The 26490-nt window shown below is 67.4% G+C and carries 30 protein-coding genes and 4 pseudogenes; 15 read left to right on the top strand and 19 right to left on the bottom strand.

The features are described 5' to 3' along the window. Window positions 1-46: 46 nt before the first annotated feature. The 4 genes and pseudogenes from KUM49_RS47275 (at window position 47) to KUM49_RS47260 (ending at window position 2503) form a co-directional block, all read left to right on the top strand. Window positions 47-949: an SDR family NAD(P)-dependent oxidoreductase gene (locus tag KUM49_RS47275; protein ID WP_217243190.1), complete on the top strand. Its 903-nt coding sequence runs from the start codon at window positions 47-49 to the stop codon at window positions 947-949. A gap of 1 nt (window position 950) precedes the next feature. Further along, the gene (locus KUM49_RS47270) at window positions 951-1607 is read left to right on the top strand and encodes an IS110 family transposase (RefSeq protein WP_254402869.1); all 657 of its coding nucleotides are present in this window, start codon (window positions 951-953) and stop codon (window positions 1605-1607) included. 17 nt (window positions 1608-1624) lie between these two features. After that, a pseudogene (locus KUM49_RS47265) lies at window positions 1625-2020 on the top strand (transposase); the annotation flags it as partial. 162 nt (window positions 2021-2182) lie between these two features. Then, the gene (locus tag KUM49_RS47260) at window positions 2183-2503 is read left to right on the top strand and encodes a hypothetical protein (protein WP_217243189.1); all 321 of its coding nucleotides are present in this window, start codon (window positions 2183-2185) and stop codon (window positions 2501-2503) included. Window positions 2504-4140: 1637 nt separating this feature from the next. Here the strand turns inward: KUM49_RS47260 and KUM49_RS47255 are convergent. From KUM49_RS47255 to KUM49_RS47230, 6 genes are all read right to left on the bottom strand, one after another. Next, the gene (locus KUM49_RS47255) at window positions 4141-4476 is read right to left on the bottom strand and encodes a helix-turn-helix transcriptional regulator (protein WP_217243188.1); all 336 of its coding nucleotides are present in this window, start codon (window positions 4474-4476) and stop codon (window positions 4141-4143) included. Next, on the bottom strand, window positions 4473-5621 hold the full coding sequence (locus tag KUM49_RS47250; RefSeq protein ID WP_308407039.1) for a site-specific integrase: 1149 nt from the start codon (window positions 5619-5621) through the stop codon (window positions 4473-4475). The genes KUM49_RS47255 and KUM49_RS47250 overlap by 4 nt, the downstream gene beginning before the upstream one ends. Before the next feature lie 313 nt (window positions 5622-5934). Then, window positions 5935-6813 carry an ADP-ribosylglycohydrolase family protein gene (locus KUM49_RS47245; protein WP_217243196.1) on the bottom strand — a complete coding sequence of 293 codons (879 nt, stop codon included), beginning with the start codon at window positions 6811-6813 and terminating at the stop codon, window positions 5935-5937. Window positions 6814-7161: 348 nt separating this feature from the next. Continuing rightward, window positions 7162-7371, bottom strand: a complete 210-nt coding sequence (locus tag KUM49_RS47240; RefSeq protein WP_217243187.1) for a hypothetical protein — start codon at window positions 7369-7371, stop codon at window positions 7162-7164. A gap of 76 nt (window positions 7372-7447) precedes the next feature. Further along, the gene (locus KUM49_RS47235; RefSeq protein WP_217243186.1) at window positions 7448-7840 is read right to left on the bottom strand and encodes a DUF6233 domain-containing protein; all 393 of its coding nucleotides are present in this window, start codon (window positions 7838-7840) and stop codon (window positions 7448-7450) included. 665 nt (window positions 7841-8505) lie between these two features. Beyond that, window positions 8506-9372 (bottom strand): hypothetical protein, encoded by an 867-nt coding sequence (locus KUM49_RS47230; RefSeq protein WP_217243185.1) that lies wholly within the window; start codon window positions 9370-9372, stop codon window positions 8506-8508. Window positions 9373-10174: 802 nt separating this feature from the next. Between KUM49_RS47230 and KUM49_RS47225 the strand changes: the two genes are divergently transcribed. Further along, window positions 10175-10585: an MmpS family transport accessory protein gene (locus tag KUM49_RS47225; RefSeq protein WP_217243184.1), complete on the top strand. Its 411-nt coding sequence runs from the start codon at window positions 10175-10177 to the stop codon at window positions 10583-10585. Window positions 10586-11307: 722 nt separating this feature from the next. Here KUM49_RS47225 and KUM49_RS47220 read toward each other — a convergent pair. The 7 genes and pseudogenes from KUM49_RS47220 to KUM49_RS47200 form a co-directional block, all read right to left on the bottom strand. Beyond that, on the bottom strand, window positions 11308-11499 hold the full coding sequence (locus KUM49_RS47220) for a hypothetical protein (protein WP_217243183.1): 192 nt from the start codon (window positions 11497-11499) through the stop codon (window positions 11308-11310). Window positions 11500-11650: 151 nt separating this feature from the next. Then, on the bottom strand, window positions 11651-11893 hold the full coding sequence (locus KUM49_RS51015) for a hypothetical protein (RefSeq protein WP_374200286.1): 243 nt from the start codon (window positions 11891-11893) through the stop codon (window positions 11651-11653). A 130-nt stretch (window positions 11894-12023) separates the two neighbouring features. Next, a complete protein-coding gene (locus tag KUM49_RS47215) occupies window positions 12024-12665 on the bottom strand; it encodes a hypothetical protein (protein WP_217243182.1) in 642 nt (213 codons plus the stop codon). A 20-nt stretch (window positions 12666-12685) separates the two neighbouring features. Further along, window positions 12686-13456 (bottom strand): hypothetical protein, encoded by a 771-nt coding sequence (locus tag KUM49_RS47210; RefSeq protein ID WP_217243181.1) that lies wholly within the window; start codon window positions 13454-13456, stop codon window positions 12686-12688. A 5-nt stretch (window positions 13457-13461) separates the two neighbouring features. Then, complete coding sequence (locus tag KUM49_RS47205) at window positions 13462-13998, bottom strand: hypothetical protein (RefSeq protein ID WP_217243180.1); 537 nt, start codon at window positions 13996-13998, stop codon at window positions 13462-13464. A gap of 346 nt (window positions 13999-14344) precedes the next feature. Next, window positions 14345-14473 (bottom strand): annotated as a pseudogene (locus tag KUM49_RS51010) (IS5/IS1182 family transposase); the annotation flags it as partial. 123 nt (window positions 14474-14596) lie between these two features. Beyond that, window positions 14597-14824, bottom strand: a complete 228-nt coding sequence (locus tag KUM49_RS47200) for a DUF6247 family protein (protein WP_254402882.1) — start codon at window positions 14822-14824, stop codon at window positions 14597-14599. A 456-nt stretch (window positions 14825-15280) separates the two neighbouring features. Here KUM49_RS47200 and KUM49_RS47195 point away from each other — a divergent pair, with 456 nt between their 5' ends. Together KUM49_RS47195 and KUM49_RS47190 are read left to right on the top strand one after the other, a co-directional pair. Continuing rightward, window positions 15281-16201 (top strand): hypothetical protein, encoded by a 921-nt coding sequence (locus tag KUM49_RS47195; protein WP_217243179.1) that lies wholly within the window; start codon window positions 15281-15283, stop codon window positions 16199-16201. Between the two features lie 466 nt (window positions 16202-16667). Further along, the gene (locus KUM49_RS47190) at window positions 16668-17261 is read left to right on the top strand and encodes a hypothetical protein (RefSeq protein WP_217243178.1); all 594 of its coding nucleotides are present in this window, start codon (window positions 16668-16670) and stop codon (window positions 17259-17261) included. Window positions 17262-17454: 193 nt separating this feature from the next. Here KUM49_RS47190 and KUM49_RS47185 read toward each other — a convergent pair whose 3' ends face one another. Further along, entirely contained in the window at window positions 17455-17892 is a 438-nt protein-coding gene (locus tag KUM49_RS47185; RefSeq protein WP_217243177.1) for a hypothetical protein, read from the bottom strand. Between the two features lie 489 nt (window positions 17893-18381). Here KUM49_RS47185 and KUM49_RS47180 point away from each other — a divergent pair, with 489 nt between their 5' ends. Together KUM49_RS47180 and KUM49_RS47175 are read left to right on the top strand one after the other, a co-directional pair. Next, on the top strand, window positions 18382-18819 hold the full coding sequence (locus KUM49_RS47180; RefSeq protein ID WP_217243176.1) for a hypothetical protein: 438 nt from the start codon (window positions 18382-18384) through the stop codon (window positions 18817-18819). Next, window positions 18816-19337 carry a helicase HerA domain-containing protein gene (locus tag KUM49_RS47175; RefSeq protein WP_217243175.1) on the top strand — a complete coding sequence of 174 codons (522 nt, stop codon included), beginning with the start codon at window positions 18816-18818 and terminating at the stop codon, window positions 19335-19337. The genes KUM49_RS47180 and KUM49_RS47175 overlap by 4 nt, the downstream gene beginning before the upstream one ends. Before the next feature lie 530 nt (window positions 19338-19867). Here KUM49_RS47175 and KUM49_RS47170 read toward each other — a convergent pair. Both KUM49_RS47170 and KUM49_RS47165 read right to left on the bottom strand, forming a co-directional pair. Beyond that, window positions 19868-20272 (bottom strand): hypothetical protein, encoded by a 405-nt coding sequence (locus KUM49_RS47170; RefSeq protein WP_217243174.1) that lies wholly within the window; start codon window positions 20270-20272, stop codon window positions 19868-19870. Window positions 20273-20420: 148 nt separating this feature from the next. Beyond that, window positions 20421-21455 carry a helix-turn-helix transcriptional regulator gene (locus KUM49_RS47165; protein ID WP_254402868.1) on the bottom strand — a complete coding sequence of 345 codons (1035 nt, stop codon included), beginning with the start codon at window positions 21453-21455 and terminating at the stop codon, window positions 20421-20423. 571 nt (window positions 21456-22026) lie between these two features. Between KUM49_RS47165 and KUM49_RS47160 the strand changes: the two are divergent. The 5 genes and pseudogenes from KUM49_RS47160 to KUM49_RS47140 all read left to right on the top strand — a co-directional run bounded on the left by KUM49_RS47160 (window position 22027) and on the right by KUM49_RS47140 (window position 24374). Then, a pseudogene (locus KUM49_RS47160) lies at window positions 22027-22293 on the top strand (hypothetical protein). Continuing rightward, on the top strand, window positions 22262-22795 hold the full coding sequence (locus tag KUM49_RS47155; RefSeq protein WP_217243173.1) for a DUF6879 family protein: 534 nt from the start codon (window positions 22262-22264) through the stop codon (window positions 22793-22795). The pseudogene KUM49_RS47160 and the gene KUM49_RS47155 overlap by 32 nt, the downstream one beginning before the upstream one ends. A 15-nt stretch (window positions 22796-22810) precedes the next feature. Beyond that, entirely contained in the window at window positions 22811-23659 is an 849-nt protein-coding gene (locus KUM49_RS47150) for a helix-turn-helix transcriptional regulator (protein ID WP_217243172.1), read from the top strand. A gap of 96 nt (window positions 23660-23755) precedes the next feature. After that, the gene (locus KUM49_RS47145; protein WP_217243171.1) at window positions 23756-23938 is read left to right on the top strand and encodes a hypothetical protein; all 183 of its coding nucleotides are present in this window, start codon (window positions 23756-23758) and stop codon (window positions 23936-23938) included. 43 nt (window positions 23939-23981) lie between these two features. Then, window positions 23982-24374, top strand: a complete 393-nt coding sequence (locus tag KUM49_RS47140) for a DUF6415 family natural product biosynthesis protein (RefSeq protein WP_217243170.1) — start codon at window positions 23982-23984, stop codon at window positions 24372-24374. Window positions 24375-24434: 60 nt separating this feature from the next. On the opposite strand, the gene KUM49_RS47135 is transcribed toward KUM49_RS47140, so the two are convergent. Then, window positions 24435-24863, bottom strand: a complete 429-nt coding sequence (locus tag KUM49_RS47135) for a hypothetical protein (protein WP_217243169.1) — start codon at window positions 24861-24863, stop codon at window positions 24435-24437. Window positions 24864-24936: 73 nt separating this feature from the next. Here KUM49_RS47135 and KUM49_RS47130 point away from each other — a divergent pair, with 73 nt between their 5' ends. Continuing rightward, a complete protein-coding gene (locus tag KUM49_RS47130) occupies window positions 24937-25794 on the top strand; it encodes a hypothetical protein (protein WP_217243168.1) in 858 nt (285 codons plus the stop codon). Here KUM49_RS47130 and KUM49_RS47125 read toward each other — a convergent pair. Together KUM49_RS47125 and KUM49_RS51005 are read right to left on the bottom strand one after the other, a co-directional pair. After that, on the bottom strand, window positions 25781-26161 hold the full coding sequence (locus KUM49_RS47125; protein WP_217243167.1) for a hypothetical protein: 381 nt from the start codon (window positions 26159-26161) through the stop codon (window positions 25781-25783). The two genes, KUM49_RS47130 and KUM49_RS47125, sit on opposite strands and share 14 nt — an antisense overlap. Before the next feature lie 148 nt (window positions 26162-26309). Further along, a pseudogene (locus tag KUM49_RS51005) lies at window positions 26310-26490 on the bottom strand (hypothetical protein); the annotation flags it as partial.

Raw genomic sequence — 26490 nt, 5'->3', positions numbered from 1 at the left:
TTATGTTGGAACTCGTAACAGACCGATGGTTCTATAGGAGTAGGCGATGAGTGGCAACTGGACCGAGCAGCACATCCCCGACCAGCACGGCCGGGTGGCGATCGTGACCGGCGCCAACACCGGGCTGGGCTTCGAGACCGCCCGGATGCTCGCCGAGCGCGGGGCGGCGGTGGTCCTGGCCGTCCGCGACGTCGAGAAGGGCAAGCAGGCGGCCGCCCGTATCACCGGCGACGTCACCGTCCAGGCCCTCGACCTGTCCTCCCTGGACTCGATCCGGTCCGCGGCGGCCGACCTGCGCGCCGCACACCCCCGCATCGACCTTCTGATCAACAACGCGGGAGTGATGTACACCCCGCGGCAGCTCACCGCCGACGGCTTCGAGCTGCAGTTCGGCACCAACCACCTCGGCCACTTCGCCCTGACCGGCCTGCTCCTTGACCGGATCCTGCCCGTCCCCGGCTCCCGCGTCGTGACCGTCAGCAGCATCGGCCACCGCATCCGGGCCGCCATCCGCTTCGACGACCTGCAGTGGGAGCGCTCGTACGGCCGCGTCAGCGCCTACGGCCAGTCGAAACTCGCCAACCTGATGTCCACCTACGAACTGCAGCGCCGGCTCGCCCCCCACGGCACCACGGTCGCGGTGGCCGCCCACCCCGGCGTGTCCGACACCGAACTCGTCCGCAACTCGCCCGCCGCGTTTCGCAAGCCCATGACCTGGCTCGCGCCGCTGTTCACCCAGAAGCCCGAGATGGGCGCCCTGCCCACCCTGCGTGCCGCCACCGATCCCGCGGTCGTCGGCGGCCAGTACTACGGCCCCGGCAACCGGGGGGAGATGCGGGGCTACCCGAAGCTGGTCACCTCCAGCCGCGACTCCCACGACCAGACCACTCAGCAGCGCCTGTGGACCGTCTCCGAGGAGCTCACCGGGGTGACGTTTCCCGTGCTGTGACATGCACAAGCGCCCGGACCCCGCTGTCCGCCTGCGGCTGACCAAGCGCAAGGCGGCCCTGCTCGACCTGATCGCCATCAAGGAGGGACGCCCGGAAGCCGCCCTCACCTCAGATCGTGGGCACGTCGACTGGACCGTGCCCATGACCGTCGGCTGCGGATCCTGCCGCAGCTACTCCAAGATCGCACGAACCGACGTACTGGACCGCGACGCCGAGGCCAAAGACCTCGAACTCGAGATCCTCGGCCTCGTACGCCAGCTCGCTCCGGAGCTTCTGGAACTGCTCGGCGTGGGGCCCATCACCGCTGCCCAGATCCTGGTCAGCTGGCCCCATCCAGCTCGGTTCCGCTCCGAAGCGGCGTTCGCCTCCTTCGCCGGCGTCTCTCCGATCCCCGCTTCCTCCGGGCTCACCAACCGGCACCGCCTCAACCGCAGCGGTGATCGCCAGCTCAACCGGGCCCTCCACACCATCACGCTGATCCGCATGCGGCTCGACCCAGCCACGAAGACCTACGTGGCCCGCAGGATCGCCGAGGGCAAGAGTTCACGCGACGCCCAGCGTTGCCTCAAGCGAGCCATCTGCCGCCAGCTCTTCAAGATCCTCGAAGGCTACCGGAACGTCGACGCGGATCTTGTGGATCTTCCTCAAGCGGCTTGACGGGATATAGCAGCCTCGGCCGCAAGCGGCACCTGGTCGTGGACACCAAAGGCCTGCCGCTGTTCGTCATGGTCACTCCTGCCGACATGACCGACCGCAACGCGGCCAAGGAAGTGCTGTTCCGGCTGCGGCTGATGCACCCCGAGATCACTATCGTCTGGGCCGACTCCGCCTACGCCGGGCAGCTCGTGACCTGGGCAAAGACCTACCTCAACCTGACGATCAAGACCGTCAGCCGTCCGAAGGACGCTTCCGGGTTCGTCGTGCTGCCCCGGCGTTGGGTCGTCGAACGCTCCCAGGCCTGGGTCATGCACGCCCGCCGGCACGCGCGCGACTACGAGCGCCTTATCCAGCACTCGGAGTCCCTCATCACCTGGGCCGCGATCACCCTGATGACCAGGCGCATCACCCGCCGAAGCTCCCGCAGGAGCGGACAACCGGCTTCCCGCGAGGCCCACCGCGACTGATCGCAGTGGCAGGTGCGGGTTGGGGGAGTTGGGCCATTGCTGGTGTCGCGCCTGGAGATAGTCGTCCAGGAGGTGGCGGGTCAGTGTGTCGAGGTGGACCGTGTGCGGTTGGCCGCGCAGCTGCAGTCGGAGGGCGGCGTGGGCCAGGTCGAGCGGGGTCAGGGGCAGCTGGGCGACATCGGTGACTTTGATGGCGTGGACGGCGACCAGGCCGACGGCCAGACGGCCCATCGCGCTGTCGATCCGGTCAAGCAGGCCGCGCAGCCGGTCGCTGGGCAGAGGTTCGGGCAGTCGTATGGGGGTGGTGAGAGAGAGCCTGGCGAGCGGGTTGCTGAAGACCGCCCGTTCCTGCTTGAGGGCGCGGAAGACGCTGAGCAGGACGTGGTGGACCCCGCGGGCCTGGTGGCCCTGTCGGGCGGCGAGCGCTGACGTCACGTGGGCGGCGGTGATCTCCCGCAGATCCAGCCCGTCCCGGCTCCATGCAGTCAGAACGGGAAGAATGACGCGGAGGTCGCGGCGGATGCGGATGAAGTCGGCGGGCGGGTGAGGGCGTCGGCCCTGTCCGCGACGGACCGCGACCCAGGTCCGCATCTGGTCGGCCATGGCGTCGGGAAGCTGGCGGAGCTTGTTTTCGATGGCCTGGCGGTGCCGGGCGTCCGTGCGGTCGGTGTCCAGGCGGGCCAGTGAGGGGCTGGCGGCCATGGTGCGGTCGGGTTCGAGCAGCCCACGCTCGTGCAGGAAGAACACCATCCGGTGCAGTGAGATCTTCGGCCCCAGCCTCGCGAGCTCGACCACATCACGCTCGGAAATGGGCTCGTCCGTGCCGGTGTAGGCCAGCAGGCGGTGCAGCATCTGGATCGAGTGGGCGTGGTTCGGCTGTCCGCCGGCTGTGGCAGGAAGGCACACGGTGAACTCATCCAGCAGCGCGCCCGCGTCCGGGGTGAGAGCGGGCAACTGGTCGTGTGGCACCGCGTGGACGGCCCTCCAGTCACGCGGGACGGTCAGTACCGTGCCCTGCCCCGGTAGGACGAAGCTGCCGACGGATCGTGCAGACACGTCACCGTGCTCCGGCACGGGTACCGCACGCGACGGTGTTCCGTTGAGCACCAACTGGTGGGCGAGCACTCCGGCAAAAGTGAGCTGGGTGAACCCGGCGGTGGGCGGCAGCCGCATGGCCTGCACGAACGCCAGACAGCCCCGGCACAGGCCCTTCTTCGCATGCAGGGGAAGGCCATCGCGTGCGCAGCGCACGCACCGGCCCCGCGGGTGGTTCCCCCGGCGGTGCCAGCCGGTGCAGCCGTGGCACAGGCGGGTGGTGATGCCCCAGCTGCCGCAGCGCGCGCAGCCAGTCACGATGCCGGCGGGCGCACCCTTGCGGTGCGGACGCATCTGGTCGCTCACCTGCGTGGGCCCCTGCCACAGACCGGCGTGGGCCAGCACCTCCTGGGCAGCAGCCGCGCCGAACTGCATCCCGCGGCCCTGGTCGAGGATCTCGCGCGTTACCTTCCTTCCGCCCTCGGCATCCCGCACGGCCAGGGCCAGACGCAGACGCCGCCCTACCTGAGTGCGCCACTCCCGGCCAAGGCCCCGCTCCCGCGCCAGCATCAGCGTGTGCCGCTTCAGCTCCTCTTCCTCTGGCCAGTGCCTCTGGGCAAGTGCGACCAGCTCCGACGTCCCGAGCTGACGCAGCACCGGGAACAGGACCTGCTGGCCGGGCATCACCGCGGGCAGGACACATCGGGTGGACTCCGCCGGCCGTACAGCGGCCGGCCGTCCCAGACGCCGGGCCTCACACGCCGCGCCGGGAATCAGCAGCCGCAACTGCGTCGGAGCCGGAAAACGAAGCGCGGTGTCCGTCGCACGTTCAGTGCGCACGGCCAGCACACACCCGCGGCACAGCCCTTCCACACCCAGGTGCTGCTCGTACCGGCACCGAAGACACGCCCCGCGCTGGGGGTGCTCGTGATCCCACAGCTGACATCCGCGGCACCGCCAGCTGCGGCGGGCCTGTCCCGGAGCCACCGCCAGGCAATCCTCGCACTGCCTCATCCGTCCCATCGCGCGCCTCAGTTGGGAGGATGCAGACGCCGTGGTCCCTCGCGCCGCGGCACCGGACGCACCGGACCTGGATCCCTTTCGCCACCCGCGGCCCTCTGGGTCTCAGCCTCTTCGACACCGGCAGTCACGGCCGGCTCGGCCTCCAGAAGGTCGGCCACGGTGCACCTCAGCGCCTGACAGATCAAGTCCAGGTCTTCGAGCCTCACGGTGACCGGCGTGCCGCCCCACAGAGCGGACACCTTGCTCAACGACGGGTTGAAACCCACCCGCCGGAACGCCGCCAGCAAGTCCGTCGGACGCCAGATGTCCTGCCGCGCCGCCACCCAGCGCAGATTCCACTTCACTGCAGACTCCCCGTGTCGGCCACCAGCCGCTGCCCGGCCCGCTCGGCCGACGCCCGCCGCGCCGCCTGCTCCGGATCACCCTGCGCAGTCAGCAGATACCGAACCGTCGTCGTACTCCACCAATGGCCCAGCAAACGCTGCACCTCCCACAAGGACATCCCGCGCTCATAGTTGTGCGTCGCGCACGCGTGCCGCAGAAGATGAGGAAACAACTCCTCCACCGGGCCGGGAAGGTGCGCTACCGAGGCCGCACGCAGCGCCCGCCGGAACGTCGAAGGCACCATCTTCGGCGCGACCGGCATGTTCAGCGCCGCGACCGCCACCGGCAACCGCTCGGAAGGAAACAACGGCGCCGACGGGTGCTCAGGATCGTCCCGGAACAACCCGCGCACCTCCTGCACGTACCACCACAGCAGCTCCCGTCCCTGCTCGAACAAGAACGCCTCGCGCTGCCGCGGCCCCGAACCACGGGCCCCCTTGCCGTGGACGAGGAAACGGCCCCACTGACCCGACTCCCAGTGCACATCGCGCATACACACCCCGCACAGCTCCGCCGCTCGCACCCCCGACAGATAGGCGATCTTCGCCATCACATAGTCCCGGCAGGCAACTGCCTCCTTGCGTGCCTGCGGCAGGGCGCCTCGCCACGCCGCAAAAAACTCCCGCATCGCCTGCTGAGACGGCGGCACGCGCAGGCCGAAGTCCCCCCGATGCCGGGGCCGGTTGAACGGATCGATCGGCGACTCCACGATCACACCGAAACGCCGGCTGATCTCACCTGCGTACCGCTGCTCAAGAAAGGCGAAGTACCCGTCAATCGTGTTGATCTTTGTGCGTACCGTGGACCGGGCCCGTTTGCCCGGCCCGGCGAAGTACCGGTCAAGGTCCCGCGGTTGCAGACGCCACGGCACCAGATCGAGGTACTCGCAGACCTCGATCACCGGCTTCACCAGCTTGTCGACCGTCTCCGGCATGAGACCGGCCGCGTCACGAGCCCACTGGTACTCGGCAAGAGTGTCGAAGAAGTAGTCCCGCTCCGTCAGACCGATTCGTTCGTCTCGGCGACGATGCAGCTGGAAGACCTCGGCCAGTCCCGTGCCACCGAGTTCGTCCGCTGGCCTCGGTGCCGGGAAGCGCTGACGGATTCCGGATTCATCCACGAACACGCAGATTACGAGCTGCACACGCAGATTCTGCGAGTACCTGGCGAAATCTCACGCCACCGAGGGACGCTTCGAACACAGGCCTCGGACCTGCTGACATGCATGAAAACCCATGCCAGGAGCCACCTGCGAACCTGCGCGTACTCCAGTTACGAAGTGGGCGGGCCACTCCGCAGCGAGCCGGGCCGCACCGGCACCGCGCCGTTGCAGCCGGCCCTGGAGCCGCTGGAACGCGAGCCGCCCGGACTCCCACACGATCAACTCCCCGTTTGTGCGGGCTACCGCACCTGTCTCATCAACAGCCCTCTCCGAGGCGGTGTGCAAAGTGGAGCAGATCTCCCAGGTGCAGAACCCGTCCGTCGAATCCTGGGAGTGGGACATGGAGCGGCTGGGTCCAGTGGGCGGGGATTGCATCCAGCCCGTAGTACGCCCCCGCGAGGCCTCCGGTCACCGCGGCGACGGTGTCCGTGTCACCGCCGAGGTCTATCGCCGCGCGTATGGCGTCTTCGAAGCTGGTGGTGGTGCGCAGGGCCCAGATGGCGGAGCCCAGGCAGGGCCAGACGGCACCGTTGAACTCGGTCGCCTGATCGGGGTGCCAGTCGGGCGCGAGGACGGTGGCGTAGCGGTCCCGGTGGTCGGGGTGGACAAGAGCCAGGATGTCCGGGAGCGCGGTGAGGGGGTTGGTGTCCTCGAACGTGAGGCGGATGAGTTCGTGGAAGATCGCGGTGCCTTCCCAGGCCGCGCGGTCGCCGTGGGTGAGGGCGGCGATGCGGCGGGCCGCGTTCATGGTGGCTTCTTGGCCGGCGGCAGCGAAGTGGACCGCGGAGGTCGATGCCCGCATCAAGGAGCCGTTTCCCGCTGCTCGTTGGTTGACCTGGAAGTGGATCGCGGCGGCGAGGTCCCAGGGCATGCCGTTGGTCAGGACGTCTTCGGTCTGCAGGCCGATGTCCTTGGGGTCTGAGGCTGCCCACAGTTGGAAGCGGGTGAAGATGTCCGGCAGATCCAGTCCGCCCTGCTCCAGCAGCGATTCCGCGACCAGGACGGCCATCTGCGTGTCGTCAGTGGCCTCGCCGGGGTCCCAGCCGCCGCCTCCGCTCATCTCGCCACCGGCCCCAGGAGCGGGAAACCGCGCGGAGAATGCTCCCTGGGGACTGAACTCGAAGGGGCCGCCCAGGGCGTCACCTACGGCCGAGCCGACGACCGCGCCAGTGGCCCGCTAATCCGCTTCATTCGCGCAGGTTATCTGTGTCCCGCCGACGCCTGCGCGCTCCCATTTCCTTCTTCGGCTCTCCGAACCATCGGCGACGAACGCGTCTCGTCTATGGAGGTGTGCCGCCTGAGAAACCTTGGGTCTGAGACACCCGTACAGGTCACATAACCCCGTCCAGCGCGGTCCCATCCGGCAACTGCCCGACGCCGGCCACGACCTCCGGGAACGCCTGTGCCTTCCCCGCCAGCGGTCCGCCGTCCGGGTGCTGCACCGATCCTGCCCGTGCCGCGCTCTGTGCCGGGCGTCGCAAGGTCAGCCCTGCGGGCGGGTGCTGGTGTAGCGGACGCCGTTGCCCCACTTCTCCTGGACGGGGGCCATGCACCAATGGCACAGGGGGCTACCGCCGCTGCCGTACTTGTGGGTGGGGCGCTGGCATCCGGAGCAGGGGCCTACCAGGCTGCCGGAGCAGGCGAAGGTGGAGGGGGCCGGCTCGGTGATCGGTGGCGGGGGAGTACTGGTCATGAGCAGGGTCCTGTTTTCTGGTGATGTGGGTGGATCACCGCACGCAGCATAACGATCGGACGGCACAAACATTCGATCAACGCGTCGCGGGGAAGAGGGCCGGGCGGGCGGATAAGTCGAGGATGCCCAGCGCGGTGTCCGGCTGGCAGTGGCTGCACGATCGCAGGCCTTCAGTGAGCAGCCGGCGGGCTTCGTCGCGGTCCACGGGGCGGCGGCGCTTGCCCGCCATGTAGCAGTCGCCCTTGTGAATCTGAACGGGCGGGCGCCCGGTGCCGATGCCCAGTTCGACGACCCACTCCGGCGGCTTGGGCCGGCTGTGGCGGCCGTGCTCCGCTTCTGCCTGCCGCTTCCGTTCAGCCGCGATCTTCCGGTCGATGCGCGCCAGCCACATGGCATGCCACACCCGTAGCGTCAGAAGACGATCTAGATCGGGCGGCAGGTCATCGAACTCTTTTGATTCTATGCTCATGATCCATCTCTCACGCCCCTCGCGTGTTCGATTTCTTGTTCGATAACGTGAGGCGTGGGAGGTGAGTGTCGTGACGGACGGGACAGCGACGGGTGGGAGCACGGTGATGCATGTGCGCTGCCCGGACCGGCTGCCGGAGAAGCGCTACCGGCAGGTCCTGGAGCTGTTGGCGGAACTGTCCCCCATCGTGCAGGCCCTGCCGCCCACCGCTGCCCTGGTGGAGCTGAAGGGCGCCCTGCGCTATCACGGAACCGATGCCCGCCGCCTGGGGGAGGTGCCGCGGGTCCACCCTGTCCCGCCTCGGGGTCGACGCCCGGGTCGGCATCGGACCCTCGATCACCGTCGCGGCCACCGCCTCCGGCCAGATCGACGCACCCGGCGGCGTCCTCACCGTCGCACCCGACCAGGTCGCTGGCTGGCTGGGGCCGCTGCCGGTCGAGGCCCTTCACGCGCCCTTGCCGTCCCCGCTCGCGGTGTCCTCCGTTGTTGCACGCCAGCGCCCCCACCATGAGCACGGCCGCCGCCGCCAGTCCCAACCTGCGCATTACTCGTGTGGCTCCCGCTCGGTCCAAGCGGGCAGACCGTAGCGGCCACCCCAACCGCCTGCCACGACCAGTCACCCCTACGGGGGCGCTCGATCACCAGACCGGGAAAGCCCGGCCGGTTCAGCCCGGCCCCGGCTGCTGTCCCGGCCCACCAGGCAGCGACGGACCGCTCACCATCGCCTGCACCAACGCGGAAAGCACCTCCGCCCGCTGCTCCTGACTCAGCCCGCCGTCCATGACGATCCGCTCCGCGGCCAGAAAGCGCGCGAACTCCAACGGCTGATCAAAGTAGGCCCGCAGGTGAGACGCCGAAGCCTCCTGCGACCTCACGAACGTCTGGCTCACATACCCAGCCAGCGCCGCTGACACGGCACCAAGCCCACCCGCCACCGCCGCCGCCGCCGTCGTCTTGGCGTACACGGCCACCGCGACGAACCCCACCAGCAGCACGAACCCCAGCACCATCGCCACCTGGGCATTCCGGAACGACCGCCGCGCCTGCCGAAGCGCAGTCTCGCGGTAGTGATCCAGGCGACTGTGAGTCACCGCCCACAACTCCGGCAGAGCCAACCCCACAGACCTCGAATCCCGCGACCCGCCCACCGGCTCCCGCACTGCCGGCCGAGCGTCAGCCTCTTCGGCATCCTCTGCGTCTGCCAGCGCCTGAGCCGCCCGGAGCGCCATCTCGAAATCACGCTCCGCCTCGCGCACGCGCTGACGACTCTCATCCGCTACGTCTACCGGCACCTGAGCCGCCCGAAGCGCCTCCTCGAAATCACGCTCCGCCTCGCGCACGCGCTGACGACTCTCAGCCGCCGGAGCCCCGCCATCCTCCGGGTAGAACCAGGGCGCCAGCCCAGTGAGGAGTGTCACGACGTAGACGACAAAGCCTGCCGCCCCGCTCCCCGAGCCCTTGTCGGGGGGGTAGGCCAGCGAATAGAGCGCCGACCCAACGAACAAAGTGAACAGGCCAGCACCGACCGACACGGCGGCACGCGGGAGCCAGTAGCGGCGGAGCCGCGGACTCAACTGCCACCACGAGCGAGGCTCTGAACTTTCATCCGACATAACCGATCACAATGACCGACCCCACCCCAGGCGTCCACCGAAACGGCCAACCGCACCGCACGAACACCGTGAAGCCCTCGACCACCGGCCCCGGACAACCCCCAGTTCCCGGCCTACTCGTGACCGCCGTCACAGCGGAAGCACAGCCAGCGGGCGCGTGCGTTTTCAGTCTGCTGCGGATGCTGTGGCGCCAGTGCACCACGTGCCCAGAAGCTCAGCGGGCTCGCACCGAGCGGCAAACGCTGCCCGGTGTGCCAGCCTCCGCGCAAGAGGCCCATCCGGACGTGACCCCAACCGGCACCTCGTGAACAGGTCACGGCGCGCTGTTCGTCGACACGGACCACGGTCGGGAAGGCATGGGCGAGTATCGCCAAGGTGACCAGCGACTCCAGGAGGGCGACCCGCGGACTGCGTGCTCATCGGGTCGTCCAGCGGCAGTGGTGGTGGGCGAGTTCAGCGGTGGCACGGTTGCGGCGGATCAGCAGTGGCGGTGGTCCGGCACCGGGTCGGCAATTCGATGACTGCGCAGTCGTAGAATCGCTGTCCCTTCGCGGCGCGTCCTGCCGAGAGCTTCTGCCAGGCCCGCTTCGGCATCTTCTCGCCATGGTATCGGCGCCACGATCCCTCTGACCTGCGGTTCGTTGGGTGTCATGACGGTTTGACTTTGCTTTCTCTTTTCGATTGGCTGCGGATCCGACCTTCATGATCCGGGGGGATCCCTATGAACCGCACCATCCGCGCCGCGGTCTGCTCGATCGCCGTCGCAGGCCTCGCGTTAGGCCTCAGCTCCTGTTCCGAGGCGGTCGACCAGGTCGACAAGGCAGTGGACGAGACGTACGAAGTCACCTACGAGGTCACGGGGAAGAACGTCGACTCGATCGACTTCCACGGCGGCGGTGGCAAGGCTATGGAGCCGAAGATCGAGTCGGTGTCGAAGCCCAAGCTGCCCTGGACGAAGACGGTCACGCTGCGCGGCATCATGCCTGCGGCGGTCATGCCGGTCGCTGCGGACCCCGAAGGTGCCCAGGTCGCTTGCAAGATCACCTACAAGGGCAAGGTGCTCGAGGAACAGAGCTCCCAGGGCCTGGCGACCGCCGGCGGCTGCACCGCGGAGTCCCCGATCGGGGGGTAAACCCCGGGGGCCCGGCCGGTTGACGCAGCCCGGAGGCTTCAACCAACCGGCCGGACACCTGACCGTGCTGCCTAGTTGTACCGCTCTTCGTCGAAGCCGGGTGGCCGTCCGCCGCGTGAGCCCTTGCGTCGGCGGGCGGCCTGGCCTTCGGCGTTTCCGGGATGGTGTGCCGGATGCCCCTGCGGCGCAGGTACTGGCGGCACGGGCCGTTGCTGTAGGCCTGATAGGCGCGTGGGTTGGCCGCTGGGCCAGTCCAGGCGGGGGTCGGGTGAGACGTCTGGTTGTAAGCAGCACCGGGAGTGCTTCGACAAGAGCGACGCCGTTCCGGCCTCTGCCGCAGTCGAGCTCGGCCGCCGTACCGTGCCGTGATTCGAGCCATTCCCAGGGCCACTCCCGATCAGCCGGAGCCGTCGAGTTCTTCACGAGAGTGAGGGTCCCTGAGCAGGGCTGGGGCCACGGACGGCTGATGGGGTGGTGCGCCCGCGAGCGCTTCTATTAGGTCGCCGGGTGGTCCTGCCGCGGCTTGATGCCGACGGACAGTGAGCCTTGGAAGGAGCGCGTGGTGCACGCAACTTGCGGAATTGACTGGGCCGAGGACCACCACGATGTCGTGGTGGTCGACTCCGGTGCCCGGCTGCTCGGCAACCTCCTGCCCGCTCTGTCCCACGGGGGAGCGTCCCGTCACCTGGAGCGGCGTGCCAGTCGCCCGGGGTGGCCCGGACTTAGCCGGTCAGCTCGTCCGGACACGTCGCCCCACGCGCCCGTACATCCGCGATGACCACCCGCGCGAGCTTGGCGGGCGCCTGCGGGTCCGTCTCCGGAAACTCGGTGCGCCACCACCGGTGTTCGTCCAGTTCCTGCCAGCAGCGGCCGCGCATCCGGGCCGCCCGCTGCGGCGTCTGCTCACTGTCCATGTCAAAGATCCCGGCGCGGAACGCGCGGCCCGGTCAGGCCTCCCCGTTCGGGGTGAAGTAGGCCGCCGACGAGGTGCCCGTGGATCGGGTCCTTTTCCGACAGCCGCTTCCCGAACGGCGCGGATTTTCCCAGCACGCCGCTCTTCAGCGATCATGTCCGGGCAGGGGGTGGCCTTCCCCTATGAATGTTCTCGTGGCAGTGGCGGCAGACCACCGGGGTCTTGCGCCGCCGCATGGCCATGAGGCGTATCCATTCCGACTTTTCGCGGTGGCCGGGGCGGTTGAGGTCGGCAAGCTTGCAGACGTGTGGACTTCCAGCCTCGTCCGGGCTGTGCAGATCTCGCAGCACAGCAAGGAGCCGACGGATCAGCTCGTTCTGCCGGATGCTGGCCATGACCGGCTGGCGGTCAGTGGGAGCCGCCGTGCTCATGCCACCGGACTACACCTACCCACTGAACTCGCGTCACCCCGAAGCGAAAGCCTCAGTTGTTGAGTCGTGCAGATCCCCTGCTGCCCGGAGTGCCTCAGCCCACCCAGTCGCCCACGAAGTCCGCAAGTCCACGATCACCAGGGCGGGTTCCGCCGATCGTCACGTAGTCAGTGCTCGTCGACGCGTCTCGAAGGACTCGGACCACGAGTTCATGCATGGGATGCATCGTCAGGAATCGCCAAAGCGCGCGGTTCAGAAGCGTGCTGCGAGAATTGGGGGGATCTTCTGCGCCACCGGCGTGAAAGTACCAGACATGGTCGTCACCGCGAGTCAGAGAGCGTCCCAGCCAGAGTCGTTCCCGGCACTGAGTGCAGCTCAGGTAACCGTCGCAGATGAAGACCGTCTGGTGTTCGGCGCTCTGGTCATCGCGGCCCTCTGGCTGGTTGGCCACATAATCCTCGAACGAGATGTCACGATCGGCGTCGCCGCCAAGAATACGCGGATCCAGGTTCGCGTTGAGCTCATCCCACTCCGGGGCGAAGTCGTAGAGAGGCTTGATGCGATGACCGCCGTGCTGCGCGAGAAACCGCCAGAGCACCGCTGATTCCAGGGGAGACTCCGAGAGGTAAGGTCGCTCGAAATACCGGATGGCCCCACCCGGACTCTCTTGGATCGCAACGCCGAGCGGGAGAGCCACCTCACCGCACAGGCAAGCAAGAAACACCAAGGGTCCCATTCCCTCTCCTTCTGTCCAGGCTAGCCCCCAGGAACGCCCATGTCGCGGGCCCCGAACATCCACAGGCCGAGTGGACGGCCTTTCTCGTCATGGAAGGCCGCATATACGTCGGCATATTTTTCGAGTGCACCTTTCTCCTTTCGGTCGTCCCAGAATCTTTGCATCAAAACCTTAGGGTCGACCCCCTCCTTGACTTGAATATAGAACTCGCCCCGGTATTTCATTTTGCCCGCGTACTTTGAGAAGCTTTTGGAGAAAGTGCTCTCATTCCCGGCAAAGGTCTTTATTTCACGTCGGTAAACTTCCTTGCCCTCCTGGTCACGAAAAGAGACATCTGGCGCCGGCTTTCCCTGGCCAGCCACCTGCGGCGTGGAGCCTGCGGGCCCGTACAGGGATTTCTCCGCGTTCACCCGGGTCAGCGGCGGACCCTGGTGTTCGGAGTGTTCGCGAAGCAACTCGTCCATCATGTCCTTCTTCGTCGCCGCGTCGACTTTCAGTTCACCACCGCATCCAGCACATGCCGAACGGGCCGCGCTCACATTACGTGACAAGATCTCGACAGGGTCGGGTGCCGCTTGGGCGGTGGGCTCCCCGGACGCACCATCCGACTGCGGCCCCGTCAGCGCGGCGGACTCGCTCGCCGCCGAGGTGGGGGGCGTCGGTTCCGCACCGCAGCCGACGAGGAACAGCGCGACAAACAACGGGACCACAACCCGCCACCACCACGTCGCCTTGACCTCCGGCCGTCCGGTCCCTCCTCGCATCCCTTCAACCCCCTGATTCGCTCCCACCGCGATTACGTCTTCTTCAGCTTCTCGACGGCTGTCTTCGCCAGGTTGCGAGCCACACTCTGCAGTTGATCCGCGGTATCCGTTCCGCGGGCGCCAGCCACGTAGTAGTTGACCGTGATCGTCACATTCCCCGCGCGAACGTACACCTCGGCGCCGCCCGAGCTGTACGTCTCTATAGCCTCGTCGCCGATTCCCGCAGCCTTGGTGAAGTTCACGAAGTGGTCCCGCAGGAAGGTGACGCGGGAATCGATCCAACCCTCTGCAACCTCGGTGCCGGACTGCCGGGTTGTGGCCTCCTCCCGGCGGTACTCGATGCTGACCGTCACGACGTCCGGGTCATAGCGGGCCCACCTCGCGGTCGACTCTGAGGTGTAGCCGCGGGAAGCGGATAGGTATCCGCGGTCTTCCTCAAGCTTGAGGATCTCGGAGAGCTGAGCGATGTCGGAGCCCTTGGTCTCGAAGACCGCGCTTGCCGGAGGCACAACGCTGTAGGTGTCGCTTCTGCCCTGCCACCAAGGCATCAGATGGGTCCATGCGGCCACCCCTCCTCCGACAAGCAAGGCGAGGAGAAACATGAGAGCGACGACGCGTAACCGTCGGCGCCGCCGCCTGGGTGGGAAAAGCTGTTGGGGAGCTTCAGCATTACTGGATGCCTGCGTCATCGCACGCCACGCCACGTCGGTCTCCCCTGCCCAGCGCCGCCTCTGTCCATGAAACGCCCCCCTCGCCGCATACCTGCGCCTCCTTCCCCACCCGGCTCAGTCTCCACAGCGACAGCGGGTCCCCGCGGTGGGCGCCCGGAACAGCCCACGTAGCAGACAGAAGCTGTCCCATCGTACATAGATACGCAGAGATTGACGTGCTGTCAGAGAATGATAAGACGGTGTCCTACATGGTGAGGCGGAGCAGTCGTTTGTAGCAGCACAGGGCCGCGGCGAGGCCGAGAAAGGCCAGGTAGTTGTGTGGATGGCGTTCGTAGCGGGAGTTGAGTCTGCGGTAGCCGGACAACCAGGAGATAGCCCCATGGGTTCCCGGCTGCGGCGTCCAGGACGTCCCAGACCATCTGTTCCGCGTGCTCGGGCAGTGCGGCGAGCACCTTCGCGGCGGGCGGTGACAGCCGAACCGCGTATGGCTGACCGCTCACCGGCGCTTGCTCCGGATCTCCTCGAGGTCGACGAACCCGGTCTCGTCACGGCCGGAGGCGAGGAACGCGTCGACCGCTGGGGCGGAAGCAACGCGGGCCTGCCAGACCTGGACGACCTCGTAGAGCCCGGCGAGGGAGAACGTCCGGCGCGACTCTTCCAGCGCCGCTGTCCACTCCTGCTCGAAGGCCGGCACCCACCGCTCCGCGCGTCGGTCGGCGCGCAGCTGGGCGAGCAGTTCGGCCGGAGCCCGGGCGCGGGGGTGTAGGGGGTGCCGGGTGCGTGGTCGGGCTGCGCGCTCATCGGCAGGTCCTCCCGGCAGGTCGTACCGTCAAGGTAGCCGCCGCCGGGGTGGCGGAAGAGGGGTTCGGCGGTCACTTAGCCCTTTCAAAACGGCCACCGATCGGGTGACGGCGTCGGCATGCTGGACAGTCCCATCGAGCACGATCCTGCTGGCCGGCCGACCGTCAACGACGGGCGCGGCTTCATCCTCCCGGGCAACAGCTGAGAGAGCGCGCTGACAGCACAACCGCAGGCGCTCGCAGGAAGCGGCAACTACAGCCTGCCTACTGTTGCGCCCAGCAAGAAGAGCACAAACTATGCGGAGGGACCCGCGGGCGGGGACTGGCCGAGTGCCTTGAGCGATCTGTTGAACGATTTCCCTTTTTGAGGAAGGGCCCAAATGGCCAAAGAGTTCGGCCTGCTCTACGAACTACTCATGGACTGGGTGTACGAGAAAGTTGGTGACCACCGCTACAAAGGTGCAGACCTAAAATCATTTGCCGCAGAACACGCCATAAGCGATGAAACGGCGATCCATCTTCGTCAGTACGGCATGAATGAAGGAGGTGTGGATGACAAATGGGCAACACCGAGAAGGCCAGCCGTCAGCCTGACCCTGAAGGGGTTGGAGCTTGTGGCACAGCGGCGTAAATTCCTGGCGCCTTCTGTTGAACGTAACAAGGCCGCGCGTCGTGCCGTGCTGCGTCAGGTCTGGCTAGATGACGAGGCAGGTCTACGCTGGTCATTCACGAGAGTCGTAGTTGGTACACGTGAGGCCACGGTCGCAGGGTATGCGCTGTCCGCGAGGGAACTTGACCGCGCTGCCGGATACCTTAAAAGCAAGGGCCTGATCAATGGCTACACGGGATCATTTGAAGGGCCTGAGCAGGCTCAAATTACCGCGGAAGGGCAGGACTGTATGGAAAATTACAACGGCGACCCCGATCTCTATGAGGGTCGAGGCCGCATAGGGGCGACCTATAACACTTACTTGCCGAATGCTCAGGGGGTAATTGTCGGCGAACAACAGAATTTCACCCAGAACAATACTGCTGGTATCGACCCGAGCGCATTCATTCAACTGGCTGGCTACGTGGGTCAGATCAGTAGCACCCTAGGGCTGGCAGAAGCCGACCGCGTAGAATTACAACGTGTCGCTCAAGAGCTTCACAATGAATCGACGTCGCCAGCTCCGCAATCGGGCCGGATGCGGCAGATCGCTGGCCAGATAAAGGATCGCCTACTCGAGGCTGGCACCACCATGGCCGCGACGGTCGGCATTCAGATGGCGGAGCAAGCCCTCGCGACCCTGGCTCACTGAGCGTTTCCAGAGTGGCCATCGAGGGGGTGACGGCGGCGAGGGCGCAACGCACGAGGTACCCGTGCCGTTGAGGGAGGCGTTCGAAGTCTCAAGTCATCGGCGCAGGTGCCTCGTTGGTCTCCTATCCTGCCGCACTCGACTTGCCCCACGCACTGGTCGAGTGGGTCACCATGCTGCGGGGCCTGTGGTTTTGCTGCACGGATTGACGCTGGATACGGGGGAGCGGATGTGGACGACGAGGGGAAGATCGCACGAGGAGTGGCCCGGGGTATCGCCCGGCACGAGGCGGCGTGAGCGGATGCGCAGGCTCGGCTGCCTGCTGCTGTTCGCGATTTTGGTGTCGGATTCATCCTGCTCGTCACTTACGGCAGCTAAGCAGAAAACATGAGTGTGGAGCCTTGACAACTTCAGCGCTGTAACCCGCCGGAAGCGCACAGTCGACATCGGCCATGGAAAGGAAAGCCTCATGGACGGAGGATTGGCGGCGATCCTGGCAGGAGCAATCGGGGTGGCCGGAACCGCCCTCGGTGGACTGGCTGCAATCTATGGAACGAAGATCGGAGCTGAAGCTAACGCTGCTGCTCTTCTGCAACAGGTGAGGCGTCAAACGGAAGCGGAACGTTCTCAGTGGGTTCGTGGACAGCGAGCCGCCGCTTACCAGCAGTTCCTCGCAGCGTGGGATAAATATACTCTGGCTCGAGGGGCGTTTCATATTGAGCGGCCGCCGAACTATGCAAACTGGCGAGCAGTTCAGCAGGTCAGTGGGCGCTTCGCTACGTCCGCCTTCCAAGTTCGTATGGTTGGACCAGAGAGCGTCACTGTAGTTGCTGACGAAGTATTAAATTCCGTTATGGCGATGCAGCTTCCAGTCGACGTAGAGGCAGAGTTTCATGATGTGCATGAAAGGTTTAGGGAAAATCCATCCTCTGAACTGCAAAATCGAATGGTGGAGATTGCGGAGGAGATATTGTACAGGGGATCCTGGGACAGCGCGATTGACGTTCGCCCCTTGAGGCAAAGATTTCTTGACGCAGTATCTGAAGCCCTGGGAAGTCTTTAGTCTCCGGCCATAGAACGCCGAGGCCTGAAATATCCTGTGCTCGTGAGTTGAGACGTCGAACACCTCTCTCAACGGCATGGAAGCCTGGTGCGTGGCGGACGTCGGCCCCGTCACCCGGTCAGTGGCCATCTGAAAGCGCTCGGTTACTTGTGCTGTGGCGTCCGAGCTGAGATCTCAGGGCCAGCTGAAACACTCAGCCGAGCAGCAGACCACGGGGAGCGGTCAGGGAGCCGGTGACCGCACCGACGATCGCCTCCGTGGTCTCGCGCACCTTGTATTTCTGCCAGGCTCTGTCTGAGGGCCGGTAGGCATCGCCCAGCAGCTTGAAGAGCACACCCTCGATCCCGACCGAGGTCCCCGTCAGCCATTCGCGCACGGTGTCCGGGTCGGTGGTCGACGGACACAACACCCACGGCGCGATGAGCCCGCGGGCGGCGAACACGGACTCGAGGGCGGCTCTGCGCCGCCGGTAGGGCCATCCGGTCGTGTCTGTCCCGGACAGCCGCAAGACATCGAATGCGACGAAGTGGGCCGACGCTTCGGGCGGGATCTTGATGAAGGTGCCGTTCGCGTAGGCCTCTTCCCGTGTGTAGGTGAAGACCTCGGGCCCGTAGTCGTCATCCACGGCCATGTCGCACGCCCCGATCTCTCAGCTCCCGCTTGCCCTGCCCCGTTGAGCTTGCCGCCTCCGGTCCCAAGACCGCTGTCCCCGCAGGGGTGAGTACGGCTGAGCACTCCAGTCCACGGCAGCTCGCCAACCGGCGTCAAAAGCTCGGTGATTCCACCCCGCCCGAGACGGAATCTGTCCACAGGGAGATCGTTTTAGCGTCCATGCCTGGCGTGGGTGTCCGCTTCCGGCGGCGCCGTGGCGCCCCACGCACACCCGGCACGAAGGGCGTTGGACAGCCATGGCGCAGACGAAGTTCGACAAGCAGGTTGAGGAGACCGCCGAATCCCTCATGTTCGGCATCGGCCGGTTCCTGGCCGGCCACCCCATGGACGGTGAGAAGAAGACCGACGCGACGTTCTGGCGCCCGGGCACCCGGGTGCTGCCGAAGGTCGAAGGCCACGTCGCGCGTTCGTCGTACCGGGCCGGGTGGCAGCGCCTCACCTTCCGCATGTGCTTCCTCAGCGCGGCCGCCGGGGGCGGCTGGTGGACCTGGGAGCACAGGAGACGGCCCGGGACCTTATCGAGCACCGGGACGCCACCCTCCAGACGCTCCAGACGGGCGGGATCGGCGCGGCCTCCGCCGCGGCCGCCGGCGGAATCGCGTACGGGCTGCTGACCCGGGAACGCCGTGAGCTGATGCGCGAGTGGGTGGTGCCGCTGCACCAGGCCCTCGCCCAGCCCCTCGCCATCGCGGAGCAGACCGACCCGCGCCGCTACCTTCACGTCCCGAAGAACTTCAGCGACGACGACGTGCAGATACGCGTGGACCTGCCGGTGCACCTCAGGTTCTCCCGGGACCTGGTCGCCGACCTCATCACCCAGAAACTCGCCCTCGAGGGCGTGACGTTCTCCTGGCACCAGCCGGGCGCAAGCCGTACCTGCTGGTGAAGAAGACCCGCCGCCCGCCGAAGAAGGCCGCCTTCAAGGACCCCAAGGTGCGAGAACTGGTGGCCAAGGCCCCAGAGTCCGCGCCCGTCATCAAAATCGGCACCGGCAGCAGGGTCGTCTCCGTCGACCTGGACGCCGAATCGCCGCACATCCTGGTCAACGCGAGTACGGGCGGCGGCAAGTCGGTGACCTTGCGGTGCATCGCCTGCCCCATGCTCCGCCACGGCTCGCTCGTGTTCGTCCTCGACACCAAGCGGATCTCCCACCCGTGGGCGAACGGTCTCCCCGGCGTCACCTACTGCCGGGACATCGCCGACATCCACGACGCCCTGATCGAGCTCGGCGCGTTCAGCCCGCCTCGGGCTGCAAGGGCTCCACCTGGCGCAGGCAGTACACGCACCTGGACTCCGCATCGACGCGGCCCATGCACCGCCGGCAGTCCCCGCGCTCGCGGACCGGGCCCCGGCCGTCCGCGCAACCCGGGCAGGTCATCACCGGCTGGCGGAACCCGAAGCTGACCACCCACCCCTCGCCCTGGGCAGCGTCGCGCGCCAACTGCGAGACCTCAGATGAGGAGCGCGCGTCTTCGTCGTCGCCGGTCTCCACCGCCAGGTAGACGGCGAAGCAATCGTCGGTGTCGCACACGACAGCCACTCCTGTAGGCATCTGATCCCCTCTCAAGCCGTAACTGCGCCCAACAAGACCATCTTGCTGAAGGGAACGTCCTCGCACTGGCGTCTGTCCTTTGACGATCAATCCAGTCCACCGCACTCTCCCGACCTGGGCGGACTTACTTCGATGTCAATGGATGGTGGCGGAGATCCGCAGTAAATCAGGGCCGGTTGTATCGCCCGCACTTGAGTGCATTCGCGTTCGCATCGTCAATACAGACCCTACGTACGCGGCACCACCGGGCTGGTCCGCCGAGCAAGGGTGCCTGTGCAGCACGAGGGAACCCCGGCGGCGGCGAGATGAGCTTCCGGGGCGTCGAGTGTGGTTCCGCCCCGGAGGCTGGTGCGGCAGCGTCACTTTCCGGCCGGTCGGATGGTCAGGGCCGGTCGACCTGCACACACTTGATGGGCTGCGCGTACTCATCGTCAATACAGACGATGACATACGTGGCGCCCCCGGGCACATCCGCAGGGATTCCGGTCTTGAGCGGATACGTAGTGTTGCACTTAGTGCCGGTGCTCCTGGTACCGAGCTCCTTGCCAGAGGCACCGTACGCGCCGAACCACGCCCTGCGGCAGTCGACGGCCCGGAGTGTTCCATCGACGCCGACCGACCGGTTGTACCAGGTCAGTGTGCCGTGGGCGTAGCTGCCCTGGCCGTCATCAACGTAGAAAGGGCTGATCGGATAGGCGGCGGTTTGCGCGCCGGCGGCGGGAGCGCCCAGCAGGGTGCCCGCGGTCAGCACGAGGGAACCGACGGCGGCGGCGAGGTGAGTCTTCATGCGATCTCCAGAGGGGTGAGCCGGTTGCGGCTTCACATCCTGGATGGGTCGGCCACCTGTGGCCTACCTCTTAAGTCACGGCTTAAAGGGAGCCGGGGCGGCAGGCGCGGGTCTCGCGCCCAGTCTGACGCCGCGGTGCCCTCGGGCCTCACGGTTCCGTCAGGGCGCCGGTCCGCAGCAGGGCCAGCCCGAGAGGGGTGATGTGGTGCAGCACGGACCCGCCTCGGCGGCTGGTGGTGATGAGGTCGGTGTTTCGCAGCACGGTCGCGTGCTGACTGGCCGCTGCCGCCGTGACTCTGAGGCGGCGGGCCAGTTCGCTCGTCGTGCAGCCTTCTGCTGTCACCTGTAGAGCGGCGGCTCGCGTGCGGCCGAGCAGAGACCCCAGGTTCCGTATAGCGGAGCCGTCCGCTTCCGCCGGCCCGGTATCTATCAGCGGCCCGCGGAGAGCCGGCACGCTCAGTCGGGGTGGCTGGGCACTATCGAGCGGGTCCCACAGAAAGCTCACCGGGTGCTTCGCGAAGACCGTGGGCGTGATGATCAGTCCCCTTCCCTGGAGACGCACCTCAACTCGGCGCGGATAGGGAGCTTCGAGCACCGGTGGACGCCAGCGGACCAGTGGTGCGCAGATCGAACGCAGCAACAGATCGATGCCTCCCTCCAACACCAGGTTCGCGCAACGAGTGGACAGCGCGACCAGTTCGGACCGACCTCGATCCCAGTAGGGCTCCACGGTCAGCCGATGGCAGGCGCGCACGGCATCGGCGAGCTCCCGGCGCGCGTCGCGGTCGCCCTCGCACACCCGCCTTGCCCATGGCAGGTGTCCGGGGTGGAAGTCGAGACCCTCGAACTCGCGTCGCAGCCGGGACAACGGGGCATGCAGCAGGTTGTCCACGGCGTGGTCCACAGAGGGCACATCGCCCATCAAGGCCAGCAGATCAAGCCCCGGGCCGCGCACCGGAACCAGGGACGTCAGGGGGTGCGTGTCCGCTCCCATCCGGCCCGCGACCGCTGACCGCCACGTGCGGAAGTGAGGAAGTTCCCGGTTCTCTCCCAGCAGCTCCAGGCTGTAATAGACCTCCGCTGCGACGCCGATCGTTGCGGCCACCCGTGTCCGGGCGAGGTCTTGCGCCGTGAAGTGAATGCGTAACACCGGCCGGCCTCCCGCCACCGAAGCAGAGCGCATGAGCGCACCACCAGCATGCCCCCAACTCGCCGCGGGCGATCCCGCATTGGCCTAGAACGCGCCCGGTTGGCTGACTGCGCATGCGCCCCCATGAACCGGTTCATGCGGCGGGTCGGATCTGCCAGGGCGTGACTCGGACCGTCGCCGACATCTCGGTCTTCTTCGGCGGCTTCGACACCGGCCTGACTGCCGCTCGGACAAATCTGTGGGCGGGACCACCGGTACCCGTGGTTCGAGGTTGAGGACGGGAACCGGTTCTTCGGCCGGCACCGGAAGTGGGGCCGAGCCGGCAGGCCAGCAGCAGACGGTAGGCGACCGGCCGGTAGAGGCGACGCGAGGGCGCGACGCCTAGGTTCGGTGCCAAACGCCTGGATTGGATGACAGAGCGACTGGCTTCACCGTCCAGGGACAGCGTCCCCACAAAAGCCGGGTCCGAGTGACTCGAATTCGAGTCGGATCGTTCGAATCGGACAGGCGGAATCCAACCCGCTCGGGGCCTTGACCGCCGCCGCAACGGCGCGGGACGGTCGGTGCGCAACTATCCGCAACCAGCTCGACAGGGGAGACGGTCATGACGTTACGGTTCGTCGGGATCGACCCGAACACCGGAGGCGGCGGATCGCCGACGGTGTGGGTCGAAGAGGAGAGCGCGGACCTGGTCCTTCAGGGCGAGGAAGCCGAAGAACTGCTGAAGGCACAGGTGATCGGAACCGAGTGAGTCGCCGGCCATCAGGCGGGGATCCCGCCGCACGAGACGGTGATCCGGATTCCCGCCCGCATGGTGTCGATTCTGAGGGAGGCCTGTGATGTCGCAGAACAGCGTGCCGGACTTCGCTGAACTGCTGGGCGGCGCACAGCACACGGCCGTGCATCTGGAGATGCGCGACGTCTACGGCGTCGGTGACGAGGTCGAAGAGATCGAGCACTTCACCCGCACCGGCCAGATCACCCTGGATCCCACCGCCTCGTTCTGGCCCGAGTGGCTCGGCATCGTGAAGGACACCCTCGCCCGGGGCGTCGTCATGCGCCGCGCCCGGATCGTCTCCGAGCCGGTCACCAACTACATCCGGTGGGAGCACGCCGTGACCCCGCTGAACCTGGGCGCGGGCGAACAAGTGCGCTGGCTGCCCCGGCGGCATGCCTCCGACATCCCCCTGCCGGGCAACGACTTCTGGCTGATCGACGACCGCCTCGCCGTGTTCCACTTCTTCACCGGCGACGGCGACTGGGCGAACCCGGGGTTCGAGTTCACCGAGGACCCGGCCGCGGTGAGCCTGTGCGCCACGGCGTTCGAGACCGTGTGGGAGCGCGGCATCCCCCACGAGAAGTACACCGTCTAGGCCCCTGAGCTGCTCATGCCCGTCTCTCCATCGTCCAGCGCGCAGGCCGCCCGTGAGGCGCTCGCCGTGCGGCTCACGCACCTGCGCAAGGACGCCGGCCTCACCGGGAAGGAACTCTCCGCCCGGTGCGGCTGGCACCCCGCGAAGACCACCCGCATCCAGAAGGGCGACGCCCCGCCCTCGGACACCGACATCCGCACCTGGTGTTCGGCGTGCGGTGCCGACGACCAGGCCGACGACCTCATCGCCACCGCCCGCGCGGTCGACTCCATGTATTTGGAGTGGCGCCGCCTGCACCGCAACGGCATGCGCAAGGTCCAACAGGACTGGAACACCCTGCACGAGCGCACCCGCGTCTGCCGGGTCTACGTCTCCAACGTCCCGCCCGGCTTCTTCCAGACCCCCGGCTTCGCCACCGCCCTCATGGAGCAGATCACCGCGTTCCAGGGCACCCCCAACGACGTGGCCGAAGCCGTCGCCGCCCGCATCGCCCGCTCCCGCTTCCTCTACGAGGGCGGCCACCGTTACGTCGTCCTCATGGAGGAATCCGTCCTGCGCTACCGCACCGCCGGCCCCGACGCCATGCGCGGGCAGCTGCGCCACCTCCTGGCCGTGATGCCGCTCGCCTCGGTCTCGCTGGGGATCATCCCGTTTACCGCGCAGCGCACCGTGTGGCCCCTGGAGGCGTTCTACCTCCACGACGACGTCCAGGCCGTGGTGGAGACCCTGACGGCGGAGATCAAAGTGAAGCAGCCGCGCGAGCTCGCCGACTACGCGAAGGCGTTCGCCGGCCTCGCGGAGATGGCCGTGTACGGCGACGCCGCCCGCACGCTCATCCGGGCCGCGATCGACGCCCTGGAGTGAACCTCCGCAATTCTCCGCAACTTCGTTGAGAGCGCGGACCGTAGCTGCGTAGCGTCGAAGGCACCGACGGACCACCAGCCGGAGAGGCGGGGCCCCATGCGCGCACACACCGAGAGCACCGCCCCGGCCTCGGAGGGCCGCGGCCTCCAGTCGCCCGCCTACGGCGTTCCCTCCCCGGCCCTGCTGGCCCGCGCGGACCGGGGCTTTGCCCGGTTCCTCGCTCAGCGGACCGAGGACCAGGACGACGGGGCCGACGGCGGCGAGGACACCCAGCGGTGACCGCCGGCCACCCGCGCGAAGACGCCCCAGCAGCGAGGCCGCCATGCACACCAGCAACCACACGGTCCTGCACGACCCCGACGGACTGATCGAGGCGGAACTCCCGCTGGACCGCGAACCGTACGAGAGCCTCGTCAAGGCCGTCCTCGCCTGGACCGGCAAGGACACGCTCACGACCCGCGACTACGAGCAGATCGCCCTCCAGCTGACCGGCCACGCCCGCGCGGTCGCTTCCGACGTCCGGCGCCGCGCCGCCCAGCTGCCGAAGGACAGCGGACCCAAGGCGCTCGCCGACATCGTCCTGCGTGAGGCGGAAGGCCGGCTGTCCGCGACGATCGAAGGCACCGTGCGCTGCGTCCAGAACCGCGCCCGCCTCGTTCGCGCCCTCTACGAACGCCTGGACCGCCTGGACGCCGCACGCACCCAGGCCGTGTGACACCCTCCGCACCCGGCGCGACCACGGGCCCGGGTGCGGAGGGCTGCACCCACAGGAGGCCTACAAGCCGCTGGCCCGGGCGATGCCGTCCAGCTCGTTGTAGAGGGCCTGCTGCTCGGTGACGAAGCGGCGGTGTTTCTCGCGCAGCTCCTGCAGTTTCGCCGGGTCGTCGGCGGCGGAGGTTTCCACGATGGCGAAGCCCGGGCTGCCGTCGGGGCCGGGCATCTCCACGAGTCGGTGGTCCATGCGGCCGGTCAGGAGGATTGCCAGGACCGTCGCGTACTCCCGCTGCACCTCATCGGTGAACTGTGAGGCGTCACCGACGGGGCCGGCCTGATGGCCCTCGGCTATCAGGTGCGCTGTCTCGTGCACGGCCTTGGCCAGGACGTCGTACTGCTCGGGGTCCATGCGGGCCTTGAGCGTCTCCATGTAAAGGGAGACGTTGTCGATCCTGCGGTCGTCCGGGCCGGAGTCGTTCGCATCGTTCATCTCGACAGCCTGGCCCGGGAGGCGGCGGGCGTCCAGGCCCGTACACGCGGTGGCTCGGAAGGGTACAACCGGTATGGCGCGGGAGCGGATCCGGTGGCCGGCGGTCGTCGACCGGGCCCGGGAGATCGTGGACAGCTACGAGGGCGGCGTCACGCTGCGCCAGGTGATGTACCGCCTGGTCTCCGAGGGCGCGCTGCCGCACACGGCGCCGATGTACCGGCGGCTGTCCGCACAGCTGGCCAAGGCCCGCCGCGAGGGCCGTTTCCCTGGCCTCATCGACACCGTCCGGGAGGTTCACGTCCCGCCCGCCTGGAGGGGCGTGGACGCGTTCGTCGCGCAGATGCCCGACTGGTTCCGGCTGGACCGCACCGAGGGCCAGGAGCACGCCCTGTACGTCGCGGCGGAGAAGGACACCCTGCGCCAGCAGCTGACCGGCTGGCTCGCTCCTGCGGGCATCCCGGTGCTGGTGGTCCGAGGCTTCGGCTCGCAGTCGTACGCCGACATCGTCCACGACCGCGTCACCGCCGACCCTCGCGACGGGGTTCTTCTGGTGGTCGCTGATTTCGACTGCTCCGGCGAGGACATCGAGCGGGACTGGGTGGCGCGCACCGGCTGCTGGAGCCGGACGGAACGGGTCCTGCTGACGTACGACCAGGTCCGCGCCTACGAACTGCCCGCGACCGAGGGCAAGCAGGGTGATCCGAGGTGGCCGGCCTTCGCCGACCGCTACGGCTTCGACCCCCGTCGCCCGGTGCAGTGGGAGGTGGAGGCGCTGGAGCCGGCCGAACTCCAGCGCCTGGTCCTCGCTGCCGTCGACCCGTACATCGACCGCGACGTCCTCGCGCAGCAGCTCGCCCGCGAGGAACAACAGCGCCGCGCCCTCGAGGAGTTCGTCGGCCGGTGGGGCCCGGCGCGCGTCATGCGCACTTGAATCGAGGAAGGCCGTGGCTTGTGATCGCGTGCCGAAACTGGGTGTCCCAGTCTCGCCACATGCCCTGAGTCAGCACTCCCGCAACCATGAGACCCGAGGGTTCGATCGAAGCCCAGAGGTGCAGGTTGCGGTCCTCATCCAGTGAGTACCACCGGGGCACGTCCGAGGAGAAGGGCTGCCAGCCGGGCAGGTCCCGGTAGATCTGTCCCAGAGTGTCCCAGTCCGCCGATGTGAACTGCTGCCAGGCCACGCAGTAGACCCGATCCACCTCCATCCACTGTTGCAAGACTTCCCCCGCCGTTTCCTCGGGCCCGAAACCGGAGGACAGCTCTTCGCCGTTGTCGTAGCACCAATCGTCTTCCTGCACGGGGGCAGCCTGCCAGACCAGGGGTGACTCGTTGCTGGGGTGGCAGGGTCTGGTACGGACATGGGTACGGCCACCGTTGATCATCGTCGGGTCTCGGCGCCGCGTCCAGGGCTGCGTGCTGCTGAGTGTCGGCCAGGGACACCGGCTGCGGCTGCGGGGCCGGTGGCAGCAGGACCGGCTCGATGCCCGCCGCCGCCAGGCCTGCCGGGGCCGTCTGCACCAGCGGGACGCCGTACCGGGCCAGCCGCAGCGGCATCAGGCTCTCCACCGGTGCCTTGCGCTTCCACGCCCGGCCGAAGCGCGAACGCAGGCGGGCCTGGTAGACGAGA

The sequence above is a fragment of the Streptomyces sp. AC555_RSS877 genome (assembly GCF_019049245.1).
Lineage (GTDB): Bacteria > Actinomycetota > Actinomycetes > Streptomycetales > Streptomycetaceae > Streptomyces.
This window is presented reverse-complemented; position numbering and strand designations above follow the sequence as displayed.

Bases quoted from the DNA above. Each gene is read 5' to 3' on its own strand.
- KUM49_RS47275 (WP_217243190.1), top strand. From the start codon at position 47: ATGAGTGGCAACTGGACCGAGCAGCACATCCCCGACCAGCACGGCCGG.
- KUM49_RS47270 (WP_254402869.1), top strand. From the start codon at position 951: ATGCACAAGCGCCCGGACCCCGCTGTCCGCCTGCGGCTGACCAAGCGC.
- KUM49_RS47240 (WP_217243187.1), bottom strand. From the start codon at position 7,371: ATGACCAGTACTCCCCCGCCACCGATCACCGAGCCGGCCCCCTCCACC.
- KUM49_RS47235 (WP_217243186.1), bottom strand. From the start codon at position 7,840: ATGAGCATAGAATCAAAAGAGTTCGATGACCTGCCGCCCGATCTAGAT.
- KUM49_RS47225 (WP_217243184.1), top strand. From the start codon at position 10,175: ATGAACCGCACCATCCGCGCCGCGGTCTGCTCGATCGCCGTCGCAGGC.
- KUM49_RS47220 (WP_217243183.1), bottom strand. From the start codon at position 11,499: ATGGACAGTGAGCAGACGCCGCAGCGGGCGGCCCGGATGCGCGGCCGC.
- KUM49_RS51015 (WP_374200286.1), bottom strand. From the start codon at position 11,893: ATGGCCAGCATCCGGCAGAACGAGCTGATCCGTCGGCTCCTTGCTGTG.
- KUM49_RS47215 (WP_217243182.1), bottom strand. From the start codon at position 12,665: ATGGGACCCTTGGTGTTTCTTGCTTGCCTGTGCGGTGAGGTGGCTCTC.
- KUM49_RS47195 (WP_217243179.1), top strand. From the start codon at position 15,281: ATGGCCAAAGAGTTCGGCCTGCTCTACGAACTACTCATGGACTGGGTG.
- KUM49_RS47190 (WP_217243178.1), top strand. From the start codon at position 16,668: ATGGACGGAGGATTGGCGGCGATCCTGGCAGGAGCAATCGGGGTGGCC.
- KUM49_RS47185 (WP_217243177.1), bottom strand. From the start codon at position 17,892: ATGGCCGTGGATGACGACTACGGGCCCGAGGTCTTCACCTACACACGG.
- KUM49_RS47170 (WP_217243174.1), bottom strand. From the start codon at position 20,272: ATGAAGACTCACCTCGCCGCCGCCGTCGGTTCCCTCGTGCTGACCGCG.
- KUM49_RS47165 (WP_254402868.1), bottom strand. From the start codon at position 21,455: ATGCGCTCTGCTTCGGTGGCGGGAGGCCGGCCGGTGTTACGCATTCAC.
- KUM49_RS47155 (WP_217243173.1), top strand. From the start codon at position 22,262: ATGTCGCAGAACAGCGTGCCGGACTTCGCTGAACTGCTGGGCGGCGCA.
- KUM49_RS47150 (WP_217243172.1), top strand. From the start codon at position 22,811: ATGCCCGTCTCTCCATCGTCCAGCGCGCAGGCCGCCCGTGAGGCGCTC.
- KUM49_RS47145 (WP_217243171.1), top strand. From the start codon at position 23,756: ATGCGCGCACACACCGAGAGCACCGCCCCGGCCTCGGAGGGCCGCGGC.
- KUM49_RS47140 (WP_217243170.1), top strand. From the start codon at position 23,982: ATGCACACCAGCAACCACACGGTCCTGCACGACCCCGACGGACTGATC.
- KUM49_RS47135 (WP_217243169.1), bottom strand. From the start codon at position 24,863: ATGAACGATGCGAACGACTCCGGCCCGGACGACCGCAGGATCGACAAC.
- KUM49_RS47130 (WP_217243168.1), top strand. From the start codon at position 24,937: ATGGCGCGGGAGCGGATCCGGTGGCCGGCGGTCGTCGACCGGGCCCGG.